The sequence below is a fragment of the Mesorhizobium sp. M0854 genome, assembly GCF_040319815.1.
In the GTDB taxonomy this organism is placed as follows: Bacteria; Pseudomonadota; Alphaproteobacteria; order Rhizobiales; family Rhizobiaceae; genus Mesorhizobium.
This window is the reverse complement of sequence record NZ_JAMYOL010000040.1, coordinates 1-16158: the sequence shown is the minus strand read 5'-3', so window position 1 is coordinate 16158 and position 16158 is coordinate 1. Positions and strand designations below refer to the sequence as shown.

22 protein-coding genes are annotated in these 16158 nt (G+C 62.3%); 14 read left to right on the top strand and 8 right to left on the bottom strand.

The features are described from left to right. The first annotated feature begins 15 nt into the window (after positions 1 to 15). Positions 16 to 753, top strand: a complete 738-nt coding sequence (locus NKH99_RS30175) for a class I SAM-dependent DNA methyltransferase (protein WP_352819948.1) — start codon at positions 16 to 18, stop codon at positions 751 to 753. A 119-nt stretch (positions 754 to 872) separates the two neighbouring features. On the opposite strand, the gene NKH99_RS30170 is transcribed toward NKH99_RS30175, so the two are convergent. After that, complete coding sequence (locus NKH99_RS30170; protein WP_352771009.1) at positions 873 to 1097, bottom strand: NAD(+)--rifampin ADP-ribosyltransferase; 225 nt, start codon at positions 1095 to 1097, stop codon at positions 873 to 875. A 215-nt stretch (positions 1098 to 1312) separates the two neighbouring features. Between NKH99_RS30170 and NKH99_RS30165 the strand changes: the two genes are divergently transcribed. Further along, positions 1313 to 1606 carry a hypothetical protein gene (locus NKH99_RS30165; protein WP_352683531.1) on the top strand — a complete coding sequence of 98 codons (294 nt, stop codon included), beginning with the start codon at positions 1313 to 1315 and terminating at the stop codon, positions 1604 to 1606. A 52-nt stretch (positions 1607 to 1658) separates the two neighbouring features. On the opposite strand, the gene NKH99_RS30160 is transcribed toward NKH99_RS30165, so the two are convergent. Beyond that, a complete protein-coding gene (locus NKH99_RS30160; RefSeq protein WP_352980372.1) occupies positions 1659 to 1949 on the bottom strand; it encodes a hypothetical protein in 291 nt (96 codons plus the stop codon). A 130-nt stretch (positions 1950 to 2079) separates the two neighbouring features. Between NKH99_RS30160 and NKH99_RS30155 the strand changes: the two genes are divergently transcribed. The 3 genes from NKH99_RS30155 to NKH99_RS30145 all read left to right on the top strand — a co-directional run bounded on the left by NKH99_RS30155 (position 2080) and on the right by NKH99_RS30145 (position 5278). After that, complete coding sequence (locus tag NKH99_RS30155; RefSeq protein ID WP_353017476.1) at positions 2080 to 2298, top strand: SRPBCC family protein; 219 nt, start codon at positions 2080 to 2082, stop codon at positions 2296 to 2298. 261 nt (positions 2299 to 2559) lie between these two features. Next, on the top strand, positions 2560 to 4557 hold the full coding sequence (locus tag NKH99_RS30150; RefSeq protein WP_353017474.1) for an ABC transporter ATP-binding protein/permease: 1998 nt from the start codon (positions 2560 to 2562) through the stop codon (positions 4555 to 4557). A gap of 247 nt (positions 4558 to 4804) precedes the next feature. Then, a complete protein-coding gene (locus tag NKH99_RS30145; protein ID WP_352450557.1) occupies positions 4805 to 5278 on the top strand; it encodes a VOC family protein in 474 nt (157 codons plus the stop codon). Between the two features lie 56 nt (positions 5279 to 5334). Here NKH99_RS30145 and gcvA read toward each other — a convergent pair whose 3' ends face one another. Next, on the bottom strand, positions 5335 to 6228 hold the full coding sequence (gene gcvA / locus NKH99_RS30140; protein ID WP_352450458.1) for a transcriptional regulator GcvA: 894 nt from the start codon (positions 6226 to 6228) through the stop codon (positions 5335 to 5337). Between the two features lie 205 nt (positions 6229 to 6433). Here gcvA and NKH99_RS30135 point away from each other — a divergent pair, with 205 nt between their 5' ends. The 5 genes from NKH99_RS30135 (at position 6434) to NKH99_RS30115 (ending at position 9552) form a co-directional block, all read left to right on the top strand. Continuing rightward, positions 6434 to 6619: a DUF1127 domain-containing protein gene (locus NKH99_RS30135; RefSeq protein WP_353017472.1), complete on the top strand. Its 186-nt coding sequence runs from the start codon at positions 6434 to 6436 to the stop codon at positions 6617 to 6619. A gap of 72 nt (positions 6620 to 6691) precedes the next feature. Then, positions 6692 to 7165, top strand: a complete 474-nt coding sequence (locus tag NKH99_RS30130; protein ID WP_353017470.1) for a VOC family protein — start codon at positions 6692 to 6694, stop codon at positions 7163 to 7165. 34 nt (positions 7166 to 7199) lie between these two features. Beyond that, positions 7200 to 7925, top strand: a complete 726-nt coding sequence (locus NKH99_RS30125; RefSeq protein WP_352775099.1) for an SDR family oxidoreductase — start codon at positions 7200 to 7202, stop codon at positions 7923 to 7925. 234 nt (positions 7926 to 8159) lie between these two features. Next, positions 8160 to 8594 carry an FKBP-type peptidyl-prolyl cis-trans isomerase gene (locus NKH99_RS30120; protein WP_352468461.1) on the top strand — a complete coding sequence of 145 codons (435 nt, stop codon included), beginning with the start codon at positions 8160 to 8162 and terminating at the stop codon, positions 8592 to 8594. 367 nt (positions 8595 to 8961) lie between these two features. After that, the gene (locus tag NKH99_RS30115; RefSeq protein ID WP_353017468.1) at positions 8962 to 9552 is read left to right on the top strand and encodes an HAD family acid phosphatase; all 591 of its coding nucleotides are present in this window, start codon (positions 8962 to 8964) and stop codon (positions 9550 to 9552) included. Positions 9553 to 9601: 49 nt separating this feature from the next. Here the strand turns inward: NKH99_RS30115 and NKH99_RS30110 are convergent, their stop codons facing one another. Next, positions 9602 to 10582: a quinone oxidoreductase family protein gene (locus tag NKH99_RS30110; protein WP_353017466.1), complete on the bottom strand. Its 981-nt coding sequence runs from the start codon at positions 10580 to 10582 to the stop codon at positions 9602 to 9604. A 98-nt stretch (positions 10583 to 10680) separates the two neighbouring features. Here NKH99_RS30110 and NKH99_RS30105 point away from each other — a divergent pair, with 98 nt between their 5' ends. Continuing rightward, a complete protein-coding gene (locus NKH99_RS30105; RefSeq protein ID WP_352450464.1) occupies positions 10681 to 11073 on the top strand; it encodes a winged helix-turn-helix transcriptional regulator in 393 nt (130 codons plus the stop codon). A gap of 74 nt (positions 11074 to 11147) precedes the next feature. Here the strand turns inward: NKH99_RS30105 and NKH99_RS30100 are convergent, their stop codons facing one another. After that, complete coding sequence (locus tag NKH99_RS30100; RefSeq protein WP_352469781.1) at positions 11148 to 11753, bottom strand: NADPH-dependent FMN reductase; 606 nt, start codon at positions 11751 to 11753, stop codon at positions 11148 to 11150. Positions 11754 to 11843: 90 nt separating this feature from the next. Between NKH99_RS30100 and NKH99_RS30095 the strand changes: the two genes are divergently transcribed. Beyond that, positions 11844 to 12212 carry a winged helix-turn-helix transcriptional regulator gene (locus tag NKH99_RS30095; protein WP_023678378.1) on the top strand — a complete coding sequence of 123 codons (369 nt, stop codon included), beginning with the start codon at positions 11844 to 11846 and terminating at the stop codon, positions 12210 to 12212. Positions 12213 to 12262: 50 nt separating this feature from the next. On the opposite strand, the gene NKH99_RS30090 is transcribed toward NKH99_RS30095, so the two are convergent. From NKH99_RS30090 to NKH99_RS30080, 3 genes are all read right to left on the bottom strand, one after another. Beyond that, positions 12263 to 12583, bottom strand: coding sequence for a hypothetical protein (locus NKH99_RS30090; protein ID WP_352541039.1), 321 nt, complete (start codon positions 12581 to 12583; stop codon positions 12263 to 12265). Positions 12584 to 12727: 144 nt separating this feature from the next. Next, on the bottom strand, positions 12728 to 13123 hold the full coding sequence (locus NKH99_RS30085; RefSeq protein WP_353017464.1) for an acyl-CoA thioesterase: 396 nt from the start codon (positions 13121 to 13123) through the stop codon (positions 12728 to 12730). Between the two features lie 397 nt (positions 13124 to 13520). After that, positions 13521 to 14447 carry a LysR family transcriptional regulator gene (locus tag NKH99_RS30080; RefSeq protein ID WP_353017462.1) on the bottom strand — a complete coding sequence of 309 codons (927 nt, stop codon included), beginning with the start codon at positions 14445 to 14447 and terminating at the stop codon, positions 13521 to 13523. A gap of 106 nt (positions 14448 to 14553) precedes the next feature. Between NKH99_RS30080 and NKH99_RS30075 the strand changes: the two genes are divergently transcribed. Together NKH99_RS30075 and NKH99_RS30070 are read left to right on the top strand one after the other, a co-directional pair. Continuing rightward, a complete protein-coding gene (locus tag NKH99_RS30075) occupies positions 14554 to 15345 on the top strand; it encodes an alpha/beta fold hydrolase (RefSeq protein ID WP_353017460.1) in 792 nt (263 codons plus the stop codon). Positions 15346 to 15472: 127 nt separating this feature from the next. Next, on the top strand, positions 15473 to 16045 hold the full coding sequence (locus NKH99_RS30070) for a GNAT family N-acetyltransferase (protein WP_353017458.1): 573 nt from the start codon (positions 15473 to 15475) through the stop codon (positions 16043 to 16045). The last annotated feature ends 113 nt before the right edge of the window (positions 16046 to 16158 follow it).

Genomic DNA, 16158 nt, shown 5'->3' with positions numbered 1-16158 from the left:
TTGGGAATACCGCCTATGGTCGACCAGCTTTTCGCCGACCCATATCTCGCTGCCGTCTACGATGCCTGGCACCCGAGATCTGCGCGCGACGACTATGATTTCTACCTGCCCCGCATTCTAACAGCAGACGCGGTGCTTGATGTCGGATGTGGAACGGGCACCCTCCTTCACGAGGCACGCCTGGCCGGACATTCAGGGCGGCTCTGCGGCATCGACCCAGCACCCGTCGTGTTGAATCGCGCACGAACGCGCGCGGATATCGAATGGGTTCTCGGCGATCTCCAATCGGCCGGCTGGACAGCCGAATTTGATCTCATTGTGATGACGGGGCACGCATTCCAGGCCCTTGTCAGCGACGAAGACCTGAGGGATTTCATGGCGGCTGTCCGACACGCCCTTGTCCCAGGCGGATGCTTCGCGTTCGAAACGCGGAACCCTTCGGTGCGGGCGTGGGAGCACTGGACACCCGAAAATGCGGTCGTCGTTGAGCTGCCTGACGGGTCGCTGGTGCAGATCACAACAGAGGTGATCGTGCCGTTCGATGGACAGACGGTGACATTCACCCACAGGTTCGGCGGAAAGCATCCGAGCCTTCCGCAAGTTAGTCGCAGCACCTTGCGATTCCTCGAGACGGACGCCTTATCGAGCCTGCTGGGGAACGCGGGGCTACGGATCGAACAGCAATTCGGCGACTTTGACGGCAGCCCACTTGGCCCTTCGAGCCCAGAGATCATCACGTTCGCGGCCAGATGAAAAGGAGCATCCGCTCTCCAGCCCTGCAAGCAACGACAACTCGCGGCCCCATTGCGGACGTGGAGCCGTATTTTGCGGCGGCTGCGACGCAGAAATGAGACTGCCGACCGTCAGCCAGGTCAAGCTTGGCAATCGCAGGACTCAGCGATCAATCGATTGCCTCGATGCCTTGTGCCCTCAGCCGTTCGAGATGGTCCATCATCCAGAGTGCCGGTTAGATAGACCCAGGCTGCCTGCTTTCGCGCGCCGTAGTTGGAGCTGTAACCGGCTTCGATCAGGTCTCCCGGTTTAAGATCGGCCCGCGTGCCGTGGTAGAATTGGCGCGGCTGGTCGGAGGCTGTCATCGGCTCGCTACTCATCCTCGTCGTCCCAGGCATCATGGTGTCGTGGCGCGCACTATTTCATGCACGCCATCGAATCAAGCCTCCGGCCGCGCGGTTATCGGCCGTCCGCGCTCAGCGCTGCCGACACCCATTTCGGCCATACCGCCCGATGCGCGCTAGCGGTCGGCTGCCGGCGCGGTTATTATCGGCGCCTGCACCGTCGCTAAGGTGGAAAGATGGATCTGCAAGCCTTCAGGGAATCGATTGCGAAACCACAGCCGCCAGCCGGCTTGAGCCCTGCCCTGCAGGCGCTGTGGTGGGATGCAAAGGGCGATTGGGCTAAGGCGCACGAGTGCGCGCAGCAGCGCGACGATACGGCGGGCATGCACGTGCATGCCTATCTCCACCGCAAGGAAGGCGACCAGTCGAATGCGGAATATTGGTATCGCCGCAGCAACGCGGCGCCGTCGACCTTGACGCTTGACGAGGAATGGCAAGAGTTGGCAGGTACACTTTTGCAGCAAAGCTGACGCTTGCTCAGTCATCGTAAAATAGCCGGTCTTGCATCCACTCGCCGCGGTTTCAGCTGGCGCCCTGTGGCTTGTCCCTGTCGTTCCATTCCGCATTGCGCGCCCGCGCCTCTTCGGCGATCAGCTTGAACTCCCGCATCTTCGCAGCCTCTATGGCAAACGCACGGCTAGGCAAAACGCCGGGGTCCTCCTGACTGTTCTGAAACTGAAATCGGGCCTCCAGTTCGGCCCATATTCGCTCGGGTGCCGTATCCTTGCTGGCAAGCAGCGCGACGACCAGCGCCAAAGTCTCGCGCTGGGCGTTCAGCCGCCCTTCGATCTCTTCATTCGGCAATTCGGACATGCGGGTCGCTCCCAGTTTCTGGCTCAACGGCAAAATCGCACCCTTGTTCCGGAATTCAGCGACGGCACGTTCAGGCTGAGCAGCGGATGCTCGCCGGCAAAGCAGTGCCGGGCAGCTCCTCGCAAACATCGTGGAGATCACCGAGTTCGAAGTCGATGCACTACTGACTTTGTCCAGCTTGAGCGGGCCGACACCATTCACCTACCCCTTTCGGCTGGCGCCGACGGGCCACAGGACGCATCTCCACTTCGAGGCTTCGATTACCGGGAAAGGGCTTCCCGGGCCGATGGCACTTCTCGCGCCGCTTGCGTCCAGCTTCTTCGAACGCGGCAATGCGAACAAATCTTGAGAGCCTGAAGCGAATTGTCGAGACTGCTCGTCCAGCAGATTGATCCCAAGGGTCGCCGTTTAACCTCATTCCAGCAGACTTCCGGATTCCACCCCGTAGCCGGCACCTGCGGTTAACTGCCGCGACGATCAAAGCCTGTCATCGAGAACGGCCATAGGCTGCTGCGAGCACCGGAACAGCTGAGAAGCCTTGGCGTTGTTGGCATCCGGGATCTCGAGCGGACGCTATGAAACCTTCTGATTTTTAAGCCGTTATCGCCGGATGCCCGAGGCTAAATTTAAGCTGAAATCGGTTGACGGCGCCCGAACGCGCGATGCCGAGAAGTCGCGCCACGAGAAACAATCGACGGTCGAAGTCGCGTCAGAGGTCGTCGGCCAGCCCGCGCCGCCGCCGGATGTCACCGAACCCGATCCTGAGCTGACACCTGAAGAGGCCGAGCGGGCGCGCAAGAGATACCTGCTTAAGCGCTTCTGGATCAGCGCGCGCGGTTACTGGAGCGGCAGTGGCGACAGGGTCGCCTGGCCGTTGACGATCGGGCTGTTGGTCCTGATCGTCGCCAATGTCGGCTTCCAGTATGGGATCAATGTCTGGAATCGCGCAATTTTCGACGCCATTGAGCAACGCAATGCCCACACCGTATATTGGCTGAGCGCCGTATTCCTGCCACTCGTGATCGGAAGCGCCAGCCTTGTGGTGGCGCAAGTCTTTTTTCGCATGAGGATACAGCGCCGCTGGCGGTCCTGGCTCACCACCGCGGTCATCGCGCGCTGGCTCGCAAGCGGCCGCTACTATCAGCTGAACCTCGTCGGCGGCGATCATAGCAACCCCGAAGCCCGCATCGCCGAGGATTTGCGGATTGCCACCGAATCGCCCGTCGATTTCATCGCCGGTGTCATCGTCGCATTTCTGTCGGCCTCGACCTTCATCGTGGTGCTCTGGACGATCGGCGGCGCCCTGACCCTGACGATTGCAGGTTCGACCGTCACCATTCCCGGCTTCCTGGTCATCACCGCGGTGCTCTATTCCGCGATCACGTCCACTTCGATGGCGGTCATTGGCCGCCATTTCGTCCACCTCTCCGAGGAAAAAAATCAGGCGGAAGCCGAGTTCCGCTACACGCTGACGCGCGTGCGGGAAAACGGCGAGAGCATCGCATTGCTCGGCGGCGAGGAGGAGGAGCGCAGCGGCATGGACAAGACATTTGCCCATGGGCTCAGGCAATGGGCGCTCCTTGCAGGCCAGCACATGCGCACGGCGCTGGTGTCTCAGGGGTCGAGCCTGTTTGCGCCTGTCGTGCCGGTCTTGCTTTGCGCTCCAAAGTTCCTCGAAGGCAGCATGACACTTGGACAGGTCATGCAGGCTGCCTCGGCCTTTGCCATCGTGCAGGGCGCGTTCGGATGGCTGGTCGACAACTATCCCCGTCTCGCCGATTGGAACGCCTGTGCACGGCGCATCGCCTCGCTGATGATGTCGCTCGACGGGCTCGAGCGGGCGGAACAGAGCAACACGCTGGGACGCATAAAGCGCGGCGAGACCGGCGGCGATGCGATGCTCAGCCTGAACAATCTCTCCGTGTCGCTCGACGACGGCACCGCCGTGGTCAAGGAAACCGAGGTCGTGATCGAACCAGGCGAGCGGGTGCTCGTCGCCGGCGAATCCGGCTCGGGCAAGAGTACGCTGGTGCGGGCCGTCGCGGGTCTGTGGCCTTGGGGTAGCGGCAGCGTCAACATCCGCGCCGACAGACGGTTGTTCATGTTGCCGCAACGGCCCTACATCCCGACCGGGACGCTTCGCCGCGCTGTCGCCTATCCAGGCGCCGCCGACAACTGGACGCTGGATAAGATCAAGGCTGCCCTCGACAAGGTGGGGCTCGACTACCTCAACGACCGGATCGAGGAGGACGCGCCATGGGACCAGACCTTGTCGGGTGGCGAAAAGCAGCGCCTCGCCTTTGCGCGTCTTCTGCTGCACCGCCCCGATATCATCGTGCTGGACGAGGCAACGTCGGCACTCGATGAGAAGAGCCAGGACAAGATGATGGAGATGATTATTCGCGAATTGCCGAAGGTCACCATCATAAGCGTAGCGCACCGCGCCGAGCTGGAGGCCTTCCACAGCCGCAAGATCACATTGGAGCGGCACAAGGGCGGCGCAAAACTTGTCAGCGATATCGAACTCGTCCCGCGCAAGGACAGACGGAACTTGCTCATGCGCCTTCTGAGGCAACGGCGCGCCAACGGAAAGCCAGCGCGACCTTGAGCAAAGCGGCGCTGCCCTACGCAAAGAGTGAGGCCGCCGGTCGGAGCAGGCGGACCATCGCCGGTTCGAGTCACTGCCCGTATCTGGTCCTGAAAGCACCAGCCGTGGTACCTTGATTCCGGGCAGCTGCTGCTGTCGGAACGTCGATGGCACGAGCGCATTTCCATGTCCGGTGCAACGCCGATGCAACCCGGGTTGATTTCAAAAGCCCAGATTGATTTCGAAAGCAAAGGGACCAGCAATGACAATCGCAAAGAACACGATCTGCCTTTGGTACGACAAGGACGCCGAGGCTGCGGCCCGCTTCTATTCCGAGATTTTTCCCGACAGTTCGGTGAAATCCGTCCACCGCGCTCCCAGCGACTACCCGTCCGGCAAGGCAGGCGACGTGCTGACGGTCGAGTTCACGGTCGCCGGCATCCCCTGTCTCGGCCTCAATGGCGGGCCCGCGTTTAAGCACAACGAAGCCTTCTCCTTCCAGATCGCCACCGACGATCAGCAGGAGACCGACCGCTATTGGAACGCCATCGTCGGCAATGGCGGCCAGGAAAGTGCCTGCGGCTGGTGCAAGGACAAATGGGGCATCTCCTGGCAAATCACGCCGCGCGTGCTGACCGAAGCGATGGCCGCCGGCGGCGATGAAGCAAAGCGCGCATTCGAGGCGATGATGGAGATGAAGAAAATTGACGTTGCAGCGATCGAGGCGGCGCGGCGCGGCTGACAGTCCTGCGGTGACCCGAAGCGGAAGTCGGTGCATCACCCGGTCCGGCCTTCCCGTCAGTCCATTTGCGGCGTGACTTCTGAAAGCAGCCAATCCCTGAAAGCCTTGACTTTGCGCTGACGGATCGCCTCCGGCGGGTAGACGAAATAGAAGCTGGAGGGGGATTTCAGGGCGTGGCCGAAGGGGCGGACGAGTCGCCCGGCGGCAAGGTCGGCCGCAACGAGCATGGTCCGGCCGAGCACCACCCCCTCGCCTTGTGCGGCCGACTCCATGGCAAAGGTGGCAGAGTCGAAGGTAATCCCGCTCTGCGGGTCCACGCCCTCGACCCCGGCGCTTGCTAGCCAGGTCGCCCAGTCGATCGGAAAGCTGTCGCGGATCAGCGTGTGGTGTTTGAGATCCTGAGGCGTGCGGAGCGGATGTGCACCCTCAAGAAGCTTTGGGCTGCACACTGGAAACACCTCCTCGCCGGTGAGGAACTCTGACGTGAGCCCCGGATAGTTTCCGTTGCCATAACGGACGGCGACATCGATGCCGTCGCCGAGGAAGTTGGTCAGCTTCCCGCTTGTCGAAACCCGCACATCGACGTCGCCATGCGCACGGTGAAAGCGATAGAGGCGCGGCACCAGCCATCTCCCCGCGAAGCCATCGGAGGTGCTGACGTTCAATGTCGAGCTCGAATAGCGGGCTGTTGCTGCAGCGGTGGCGGTGGCCAACTGGGCGAGCGCCTCGCGCACCGCCCGCGCATAGGGCTCGCCAACGGCTGTCAGACTCACCGAACGCGTACCGCGCTCGAACAGCTGCACACCGAGCTGATCCTCAAGGTTCTTGATCGCCCGGCTGATCGCACCGTGGGTGACATGAAGTTCCTCTGCCGCCTTGGAGAAACTCAACAGGCGCGCCGCGGCCTCGAAGCTCGGCAAGGTGGTGAGGGGAGGCAGCTTCCGGGGCATGGACCGATCCCTATGTGTGAGCATCGCTCACACATTGTCGCCGATAAGTCGTTTGTCGTCCAGGCCAGAAGCCGGCATGTTTGTTCGCGTAATCAGTCATTCACCGTCGCTGCAAAAGGCGAATTTGATGTGACTGATACTCTCGCTGACAAAAGTCGCGGGGCAACTGCTGAAACCAAAACTGCCGCCACTCTGGGAGAGCACCATGAACGCCAAACGAGTTGAACCGATCGTCGACGTCCTGACCGGCATGGCCGGCCGCATCCTCGCCTCGAGCAGCCGGCGCCGGACTGGGCGGCAGATTGCACGCTTCTCGACCCGCCGGCTCGAAGACCTCGGATTTGCCCGCGACTGGGACGGCTCGATCTATCGGCCGTCGGACCACCGCTAGCCTGAACGAAAGCAACAGCGGACAGGCCCTTCGCCAAAGATCGCTGCCGCAAGGAATTAACGGAGAACGGACATGGCCACCATCCACCCATTCCTCTGGTTCAAGGAGGCCCGCGATTTCTATCTCTCGGTCTTCAAGAACAGCAAAGCGCTCCAGACGCTCGAATATACCGACTGGGTGTCCGGAACCAACAAGACGGTCCCGCATGCCACCTTCGATTTCGAGCTCGAGGGTCTGCACCTTACAGCGCTCAATGCCGGGCCGCAGCCGCCTTTCAACGAGCGGCTCTCGCTCTACATCGAGACCAGGGACCAGGCCGAGACCGACTACTACTATGAGGCGCTCACCGCCGGCGGCGGCAGGGCACAACCCTGCGGCTGGCTCACCGACAGATACGGCGTCTACTGGCAGGTCATCCCGGAAATCCTGCCGCGGCTGAGTGCCGATCCGGACCGCGAAAAGGCCAACCGCGTCCGGCAGGCGATGTACGGGATGCGCAAGATCATCATCGCCGACCTCGAAGCCGCATATGCCGGCAAGGCCTGACCCTCACCGCAATCGCAACGAACGGAGAACCCTCATGACATCGCTCGTGGACAGGAAAGTCATCGTCGTCGGCGGTAGTTCCGGCATCGGTCTCGGCGTCGCGGAAGCTGCTCTCAACGGCGGAGCGAAGGTCGTGATCGTCGGACGCTCGCCCGAGAAACTGCTGGCTGCCGAACGGACGCTCAATGCGGGCCGCGTGACCAGCGTGGTCGCCGACATGACCGACGAAGCGGACGTCGCTCGCCTGTTCGACGAGGTCGGTCCCTTCGATCACCTCGTATCGACCGCCGGAACACTGCCGCCCGTCGATCCCATCGGCAGTACCGACATGGAGGCTGTGCGAGGCTTCGTCGATAACAAGCTGATTGGCGCCGTCATGCTTTCCAAGCACGCTGTGCGCACCCTGAAAGCCGGCGGCTCGATGACCTTCACCTCGGGAATAAATAAGGATCGGCCGCCGGTGCCGGGAGGCTCGGTCGTCTCTGCGATTGCCGGTTCGTTCAGCTACTTCGCCCGCGCCCTGGCGCTCGAACTGGCCCCGACGCGCGTCAATGTCGTGTCGCCCGGATGGGTCGATACACCGATGTGGGACATTGTTGGAGAAGCCAAATCCAGCTTCTTTGCCGACATGGCTGCCCGGTTGCCATCGAGAAAAATTCCGACCGCTGCGGACGTCGCCGCCGCCTACCTCTACCTCATGGAAAGCGACTTCACGACCGGCGAGACGATCCGCATCGATGGCGGCCATAACCTGATCTAGCCGCCATTTGCACGCCGCCTGGATGGGCTGAGCCGGCATGACTGCTAGACCGGTGCATTGCTGCCGAAGGCGACGAACGCCGGCGGGTCATGCCGGCGTCGCGCAATCGGGGTTTACATCGGCAGCCAGGTCCCTAGTTTTAGCGTTTCGCGCCGCGCACCTAAGTGTGTGGATGATCGAGGACGGGACCGTGAGCTCTGGCCGGCCCCTCGAAACTTTCAAAGGATGGCTATCATGACACAGGCCAAGAATGGCGACACCGTGCGCATCAATTACAATGGCCGCCTGGCTGACGGCACTCAGTTCGATTCTTCCGGCAACGAACCGCTGCAATTCACGTTGGGTGAAGGACAAGTGATCGCCGGTCTCGAAACCCATGTCGAGGGTATGGAGGTGGGCGCGAAAAGCACCGTCACCATTCCCGCCGAGGCCGCCTATGGCCCCCACCGCCCCGAAGCGGTCATGACCGTCGACCGCGCCCGCGTACCAGACAACATCAATGTCGATATCGGCGCTCGACTGCAGGTCAGAACCCCGGAAGGGCGCCCGATGCCGGTAACAGTCGTCGGCGTGGACGACACCAGCGTCAAGCTCGACGGCAATCATCCGTTGGCCGGACGCGATCTCGTGTTCGACGTTGAACTGGTCGAGATCGTTCAGGCGGCGTAGGGCACGGCAAAGCGCGTGACGGCCATGATTTTCGGGTGACGCATTTCGACCGGCGGTTCCGGCGGTGCGTCACCTGTCGGAGGGAAAGACCGCGACGGGGAAATCGTGTAGCGTGCAGCAACCCATAGAGACATTCGGCATCTGGAATGTCCAATTCAGCGTCGCGGTCTCGAGGACCTGTGGAAGACCTCGCTTGACAGCCGACTTCTCGTGACCGCAAAGTCCCGTGATGCGGGCGATTGGCTGGAATAGAATTGCGCGTGCCGGTGCAATCGTGCTGATGATTGGCACAAATGTTCCTGCGCCGGCACGTTCCGACTCGCTCCTTTTCACAAGCCCGTCCCAGCCGGCCAATGTCGGCGATGCGATGCTGGCGGCTGCCAATTATCATGATTCCGGCGACTATGATCGCGACCTTGCCGCTGTGGCGAAGCAGGCAGGCGACTGGGTCGTCAAGCGCGCAATGGAGGTGCCTCGCCCCGCACTGGTGCTCGATATCGACGAGACGGCTTTGGCCAACTGGGAAGTGATCACACGTGACAATTTCGGCCGCCCGATCGGCGGCGCCTGCGACATCGCAATCGACGGTCCCTGTGGCTGGGCCGCCTGGGATCAGCTTGCGAAGGATCCGGCGATCGACCCGGTGCTGGAGGTTTTCCGGCAGGCACGAACGGCGAAAGTCGCGGTGTTCTTCATCACCGGACGTCCGGAGGACCAGCGTCAGGCAACCGAACAGAACCTGCAGTCGGCCGGCTATGCCGGCTACGAGCACCTTTACATGGTCCAGCCTGGGGCCAAATACGGCTCCGCCGCAGATTTCAAGGCACCCATAAGGGCCGAAATCGAAAAGGCCGGCTACACGATAATTGCCAATGTCGGTGACCAGCCATCCGACCTGTTCGGTGGGCATGCCGAGAAGCTGTTCCTGCTGCCTAATCCGTTCTACCGGGTTCGCTGACGGCCGGAACGGCACAAGCCCGGATCCTCGGCTCCTTGCCGAGCACCTACTAAGGTATCAAGACGACTTTGCCGGTCGCGCCGCGCTCGTCCAGCAGGCGATGTGCGTGGCTGGCCTGGTCGAGCGGGAAGCGGCCACCTTTGGTCACCACAAGCTGACCACCAGCGGCCAGATCGAACAGCTCCAAAAGGCCGTCACGGAGCCCGTCCGTAGACAGCAACGGCAGCAGGGCAAAACCCTTCAGCGACTGGTTGCGGCCGATCATCGCCTCCATCTCCGGGGCGCCGAGCGCGTATCTGCCGAGTGCTGCAAACACCAACTCTCCGCGAGGTGCCAGAGCCTCCAGCGCAACCCCCGTCAGCGGGCCGCCGACAATGTCGTAGATGATGTCAACGCCGGCGCCGTCTGTCGCCGCCCGGACGTGCACCGGCCAATCCGTGTTGCTGTAGTCGACGGCAGCATCGGCTCCCAGCGACAAAGCAAGGTCGAGCTTGGCCTTGCTGCCGGCTGCCGCGATGACACGGCCTGCGCCGGCGCGCTTGGCAAGCTGGACGAGCAACGAACCGACGCCGCCCGCGGCAGCGGCGACCAGCACCGATCTGCGGGCGGGCGGGCTTTGCCACGATAGATACAATGCCGTCAGTCCTTGCACCATCAATGCCGTCGCGTTTTCGAACGAGAGCGAATCCGGCAAGGGCACGGCCAGGCTTGCGTCGATCGTCACATACTCGGCATAGCCGCCAAACGGGCGGCTCGAGGCGAACAACGGCGCGGCGACGCGCGTGCCGAGCAAGGAAGCGTCCACCCCCTGCCCAAGCGCCTCCACGATCCCGGCGGCCTCGACGCCAGGGATCATCGGCAGTTGCGGCGTCACCGCATAGCGATCCGCGCGCATCAGCACTTCGAAGAAATTCACCCCGGCCGCATGAACGCGGACCAGGACCTCGCCGGCTTGCGGCTCAGGCTTCGGCACCGTGACTATGTCGAGAACGTCGGGCCCGCCGAAGCGGCTCAGTTGAATGGCTCTCATCGCATGCACCGATAGCTGTTGGCATCGGCCGCTGTTTGCCACTATCTGCCTGGCTTCGACTACACACCAATTTGTCCGCTGCTGACCGGGAGGTGACCATGGCCAAGCCGATCAAGAGACTGCCGATGCTGCCGGCGGAGCGCGCGCTGAAAGTGATTTCGGGGCGCTGGAAGGCGGTCATCCTGTACCATCTCTTCGACGCGCCCCGGCGGCTGTCGGCGCTGCAGGCGCTGATGCCCGATATCACCCAGAAAGTGCTGATCCAGCAGCTTCGCGAAATGGAAGAGCACGGCCTCGTCCGCCGCGAGATCTTTGCCGAGATACCTTCGCGCGTCGAATATTCGGCGACGCGGCTCGGCCTCAGCCTCGAGCCGATCCTGCTGGCACTTTGCCAGTGGGGCCAGCATCACGCGGACGAGCTGAATGAGATGGACCGCCTTGCCGATTGCATCATCAGACCACGGCAAGCGCAGGACGCCCATGCTGTGTAAACAAAAGGGGCGGCGCATGCGCCGCCCCAATGGTTGGAAGAATTAATCCTTGGGAGGACTGTTCGAACCTGTGCTCAGGCCGCCTTGACTTCCTCGGCGACGGCATCGGCCTGACGCGCCGTCTTCAGCACCCTGGCCCACCATGCAATGTCGTTGACCAGCGCGGTTGCCGCCTGGTTGAGGTGCTCGAACTCGTCGAGCTTCTTGTCGCCTTGCTTGACCGCAAGGAAATCGGCCCAGGAGATGTGTACGGCGGACTTCACCGGCGCCATCTGCAACTCGACCGCATGCAGCCTCAGCTGCTCGACCGCGCGCGCGCCACCGACGCTGCCATAGCCGACGAAGCCGGCCGGCTTCTTGTTCCACTCGTTGGCGGCGTAGTCGATGGCGTTCTTCAGCACGGCCGTCGGGCCATGATTGTATTCGGCGGCGGTGAAGATGAAGCCGTCGAATCCGGCGACCTTCTTTTGCCAGCGCTGCGCCACTTCGTTCTGCGACGGCGCCCAGGCGGAGGATGCGACCTCATCGAAGAACGGCAGCGGGAAATCGCGCAGGTCGACGACTTCGACGTCGATGTCGGCGTGCGACTTGGCGATCTTGGCAATCCATTCGGCCGGGACGTCGGCAAAGCGCGCGGCGCGGGTCGAACCAATGACGATGGCAATTTTGGGTTTTGACATAGAGGGGCTCTCCTTACAGGAATACTGGTATCGTTTAGATACCTGAGCTATATGAGTAACTGGCCGCTCAATGTGCAAGGAGGCACTTTTTTGTTACCAAGGCACCCGCACCGCACCGAGGACTGCCGCGCCATCTCGGAAATCCTGCAGCGCGTCGGCGACAAATGGACGGTGCTCGTGGTCGGCAAGCTTGGCAACGGGCCGCTGCGTTTCAACGAGTTGCGCAGCGCGGTCGGCGGGATTTCGCAAAAGATGCTGACCACGACCTTGCGCGGGCTCGAGCGCGACGGCTTCGTTACACGCACCGTGTTCCCGACCATCCCGCCGCGGGTCGACTACGAATTGACCGATCTTGGCTACGAACTGCTGGTGCCGGTCGATGCGCTCGGCGAATGGGCACGCAAGAACACCGAGCGCGTCAAGGCGGCGCGCGAGAAGTTCGACGCCATGCACAGCTGAACCCTTGTGCTGCAAAGGTTTGAACCTGCCCGGGAGCCTCCGGATGAGCGCTACTGCTGTAACTGCATCTTGGTCTTCGGCAGCTTCTCGATCCGGTTCCATTTCGGGTTGGGACTGACCACCCTGCCGCCAATTGTGCAGGTCGTGGTCGTCTCCTTGCGGCAATTGCTCACCGTCGTGCCGCTGGTGTCGCATTTCGTCGCCGAGCAGATCTCGCACTTGGCCGCTTGCCCGTTGATGGTGCGGTTTTCCGACGTGCAGGTGGCGCCTGGATCGCCTTTTTTGACCTCGGCAAAAGCGCTTGCGGACGACAGGCAGAGCAAGGCTGCAAAGGCACCCGCCAGGGCAGCGTTCAGCATGTGTTGACGCATTGTCTTTCCTCCCAATATCCCGTCGGTCGCGCTGCAGGCGCGCATGCGGGAAACCCGTTAGCCAAAGACCACGCGGGATCGCTGTCCGCATCCCCCGCGCGGGAGAGACGGCTGTTTAAATCCGTCTTCTGGAATCAGGCCGGGTCAGCCTTCGGCCGGAACCGCCTTCGGCTTGCCTTCGCCGTCCAGCGCCACCATGACGAAGTCGGCATGGGTGACCTTCTCCATCAGGTCGGAGAGATAGCGCTGCGCCCAGGCCTCGACCTTGAGCGTCATCGAGGTGCGGCCGACGCGTTCGACATGCGTATAGATGCACAGCGTGTCGCCGATCTTCATCGGCTTGGCGAAGGACATTTCCTTCACCGCCGCCGTCACCACGCGGCCCTTGGCGCGCTCGGCGGCGCGGATGCCGCAGGCGAGATCCATCTGCGCCATCACCCAGCCGCCAAAAATGTCGCCTGCCGCATTGGCGTCGGAAGGCATGGCCAGCGTCCTGAGCGTCAGATCGCCGATCGACCGCCCGTCCGCGTAATGCACCATTTGGCCAATCCTCTCGAAGCCGATTGTCCCGATCCCGTATCGTCATGGCACGGGCAGGTCAACGCGCCACTGAACAGTGTCGCGGCCTGAGGTTCGGCTATCGGTCGACAGTGTTTAAAAGATGCTGTGCGGAGCGGGACGTAGGCATAGGCGTTGCCCTCGCGAATAACATGACCGATTCCTGGAAAGGGCAGGTGCATGCCTGCGACGAGCAGGCCATCCGCCGACACCATGTCGAGCACCTTCTTGCGTGTGGCGATTGCGGCCTCCTGGTCCACGTCGAAGGCGATTGCCCATTCCGGATGCGCAAATTGCAGCGCGGAGGCGTGAATTACGTCAGTGAAGAGCAGCAGGTGGTTGGCCCTCCGAACGGCCTCGCTGAGCCCCGGCTGGCCGCCTACTGGACAGGTGTCCGACGTTCGAGCGCTCGACGCAACGTCGGCGCCTCTTGCTCGATATGATCCCACAGACGGTTCGAGATCGGCCCGTGCGGCCGGTCGCGGCGGCGCGCCACCACCAACTCCTCGGTGCGGCCTGGCAGATGACGGCCGGCAACGGATTGCAGGCGTCCGTCGCGCAGCTCATCCTCGATCAGGAAGCGGGGCATGTGGCCCCACGCGAGGCCCTGCAGGATGATTTCCTTCTTCATCCCCTGGTCGGCCACCATGCATTGCGGCGCACCCTCGATCATGAAGTAGTCTTGTTGCGGTGAATGGCGGGCCGTGTCGCGCATGACACATTGGGTGAACGCGTGCATCTGATCCGGCGTGATGGGGTGCTTGATCCGCTCCGGTAGAAAGCCCGACGCCACTACTGGGACGAAGGGCACCTTGCACAGATCGATCCATTCCACCCGCGGATCGGTCTTGTCGATCCAGTGCAGGATCAAATCGGCTTCGTCATCGAAGAGGCGCTCCCACGGGCCGCCCACCGCCTCGAAGTGCAGATGCAGGCGTGTGCCCGGACACTGGGCGAAGAACCGTCCGAGCATGCCCAATGCCTGCGGACGCGGGCAAAGGTCGCCGATCACCACATGGATCTCGCTTTCTTCGCCCATTGACAGCTGAGCAGCATGAAGCCGCAAGCCCTCGAGCTCGCGCAGCAGCGATTGTGCCCTGCGATGGAACGACAGCCCTGCCTCGGTGGGGCGCACGCGATAGCCGCTGCGATCCAGGAGAACGAGGTCGAGTTGCCGCTCCAGCTTTGCAACGGCTGCGAACACAGCCGGGTGCGAGCGATGCAGCATGGCCGCCGCAGGCTGAAAGCCGCCGCAGCGGACCACCGCATCGAAGCATTGCAGGTCGTGCAAAGTGAATTCGGCCATGTCAGCTTCTATTACAGAGATAGTCCTATCTTTGTAATATCCTCAAAAGCGCGCCGCAGCTAGGCTTTGCCACATTCAACGCTCCAAGAAGGAAGGTGTATTCACCATGAATGAGCTGGATTTCGTGACCGTCGGCGATGGCACACGCATCGCCTACCGCATCGACGGCGACGCCGGGAAGCCCGTGCTGATGCTGTCGAATTCCATCGCCACGACGCTGCGGATGTGGGACATGCAGGTCGGCGAGCTGTCGAACCATTTCCGTGTTCTGCGCTATGATTTTCGCGGCCACGGAGGGTCGAGCGTTCCGGCCGGCGCTTATTCGCTCGACCGGCTTGGCCGCGACGTGATCGAGTTGCTCGACACCCTGGGCATTGAACGCGTACACTTCCTCGGTCTGTCGTTGGGCGGCTTCGTCGGGCAGTGGCTCGGCATCCACGCGCCCGAGCGGATCGAGCGCTTGATCCTGAGCAACACCTCGTCCTACCTCGGACCGGCAAAGCAGTTTGACCAGCGGATTGCCGCCGTGCTGCAGGCGCCGGATATGTCCGAAACCGCCGAGATGTTCCTGGGCAACTGGTTTCCTGCGCGTATGCTGGCGGCCAACGAGCCCGTCATCGAAGAATTTCGCGCCATGCTGCTGGCCATCGACCGGCAAGGCCTGGCTGGTCTGTTCGCGGCGGTTCGCGATGCGGACCTTCGCCGAACCGTAGCGCTGATTTCCAGGCCAACGTTGGTGATCGCCGGCCGGCACGACACTGTGACAGCCGCCAGCCATAGCGAGTTGATCGCGGCGATGGTGCCCGGCGCGAAACTGGTTGTCCTGCCCGCGGTCCACTTGTCGAATGTCGAGTACCCCGCCGAGTTCATGGAGGCCGTGCTTGGTTTTCTGCGCTGAGCTGGAGCACGACAGGGACGCTGAGTGAAACCCCGGTTTGAACATCCCCGCATGGACCGCAACCTATGATGCGTTAGCGCGCAGTGCAGGCTAGACTGAGCAACATCAACAGCGGATGACGGCTGACATGGCACTTGGCTTTCGCCCATTAACGCCCGATCTGTGGCCGGCGCTCGAGGACCTGTTCGGTGACAGCGCCGTCTGCAGTCGCTGTTGGTGTATGTACGGACGGATCGGCAGTTCTTATCGAAAGCGACCCCGCGAGGAAAACAAGGCAGCGTTCCGGCAGGCCGTCCAGCATGGTCCGCCTCCGGGTTTGCTCGCTTTCGACGGCGATACAGCTGTCGGCTGGTGCCAGGTGACACCGCGAGATGCCCTGCCCTGGCTCGATCGGCTGTGGCAGCTCAAGCGCGTGGATGACAAGCCGGTCTGGTCTTTGTCCTGCCTCTACGTGCGAAAAAGATACCGCAGGCGAGGCGTAACATCCCAGCTGATTGGAGAGGCTCTGGAAATCGCAAGGCGCGCAAATGTGCCTGCGCTCGAAGCCTATCCTTTCGAGGCCGACGTATCGCCGAGTGCTTCCGGCAGCGGATATGCCTCCACCTTCGCGCGCGCCGGGTTCAGGGTCGTCGCTCGCAGAACGCCGGCCCGCCCGATCATGCGCTATGATTTCAAGCAGATTGCCGATCATCGCCTGTGATCGCAGCTTGAAGTTTCGGCTATGGGTGGATAGTGTTGAAGAAGTCGGCGATGAAGCCGTGGATCCACTCGCACCGAAGCGTCTTGATTAAGGTCGACGCGACCTCCTCGCCT

What these genes read in the sequence shown, in the direction of transcription:
- gcvA (WP_352450458.1), bottom strand. Translation starts at nt 6,228, where the DNA reads ATGCCCCGGAAGCTGCCTCCCCTCACCACCTTGCCGAGCTTCGAGGCC.
- NKH99_RS30160 (WP_352980372.1), bottom strand. Translation starts at nt 1,949, where the DNA reads ATGTCCGAATTGCCGAATGAAGAGATCGAAGGGCGGCTGAACGCCCAG.
- NKH99_RS30080 (WP_353017462.1), bottom strand. Translation starts at nt 14,447, where the DNA reads ATGGCCGAATTCACTTTGCACGACCTGCAATGCTTCGATGCGGTGGTC.
- NKH99_RS30070 (WP_353017458.1), top strand. Translation starts at nt 15,473, where the DNA reads ATGGCACTTGGCTTTCGCCCATTAACGCCCGATCTGTGGCCGGCGCTC.
- NKH99_RS30135 (WP_353017472.1), top strand. Translation starts at nt 6,434, where the DNA reads ATGAACGCCAAACGAGTTGAACCGATCGTCGACGTCCTGACCGGCATG.
- NKH99_RS30110 (WP_353017466.1), bottom strand. Translation starts at nt 10,582, where the DNA reads ATGAGAGCCATTCAACTGAGCCGCTTCGGCGGGCCCGACGTTCTCGAC.
- NKH99_RS30120 (WP_352468461.1), top strand. Translation starts at nt 8,160, where the DNA reads ATGACACAGGCCAAGAATGGCGACACCGTGCGCATCAATTACAATGGC.
- NKH99_RS30075 (WP_353017460.1), top strand. Translation starts at nt 14,554, where the DNA reads ATGAATGAGCTGGATTTCGTGACCGTCGGCGATGGCACACGCATCGCC.
- NKH99_RS30170 (WP_352771009.1), bottom strand. Translation starts at nt 1,097, where the DNA reads ATGACAGCCTCCGACCAGCCGCGCCAATTCTACCACGGCACGCGGGCC.
- NKH99_RS30130 (WP_353017470.1), top strand. Translation starts at nt 6,692, where the DNA reads ATGGCCACCATCCACCCATTCCTCTGGTTCAAGGAGGCCCGCGATTTC.
- NKH99_RS30090 (WP_352541039.1), bottom strand. Translation starts at nt 12,583, where the DNA reads ATGCGTCAACACATGCTGAACGCTGCCCTGGCGGGTGCCTTTGCAGCC.
- NKH99_RS30125 (WP_352775099.1), top strand. Translation starts at nt 7,200, where the DNA reads ATGACATCGCTCGTGGACAGGAAAGTCATCGTCGTCGGCGGTAGTTCC.
- NKH99_RS30100 (WP_352469781.1), bottom strand. Translation starts at nt 11,753, where the DNA reads ATGTCAAAACCCAAAATTGCCATCGTCATTGGTTCGACCCGCGCCGCG.
- NKH99_RS30115 (WP_353017468.1), top strand. Translation starts at nt 8,962, where the DNA reads ATGCTGGCGGCTGCCAATTATCATGATTCCGGCGACTATGATCGCGAC.
- NKH99_RS30165 (WP_352683531.1), top strand. Translation starts at nt 1,313, where the DNA reads ATGGATCTGCAAGCCTTCAGGGAATCGATTGCGAAACCACAGCCGCCA.
- NKH99_RS30105 (WP_352450464.1), top strand. Translation starts at nt 10,681, where the DNA reads ATGGCCAAGCCGATCAAGAGACTGCCGATGCTGCCGGCGGAGCGCGCG.
- NKH99_RS30175 (WP_352819948.1), top strand. Translation starts at nt 16, where the DNA reads ATGGTCGACCAGCTTTTCGCCGACCCATATCTCGCTGCCGTCTACGAT.
- NKH99_RS30150 (WP_353017474.1), top strand. Translation starts at nt 2,560, where the DNA reads ATGCCCGAGGCTAAATTTAAGCTGAAATCGGTTGACGGCGCCCGAACG.
- NKH99_RS30085 (WP_353017464.1), bottom strand. Translation starts at nt 13,123, where the DNA reads ATGGTGCATTACGCGGACGGGCGGTCGATCGGCGATCTGACGCTCAGG.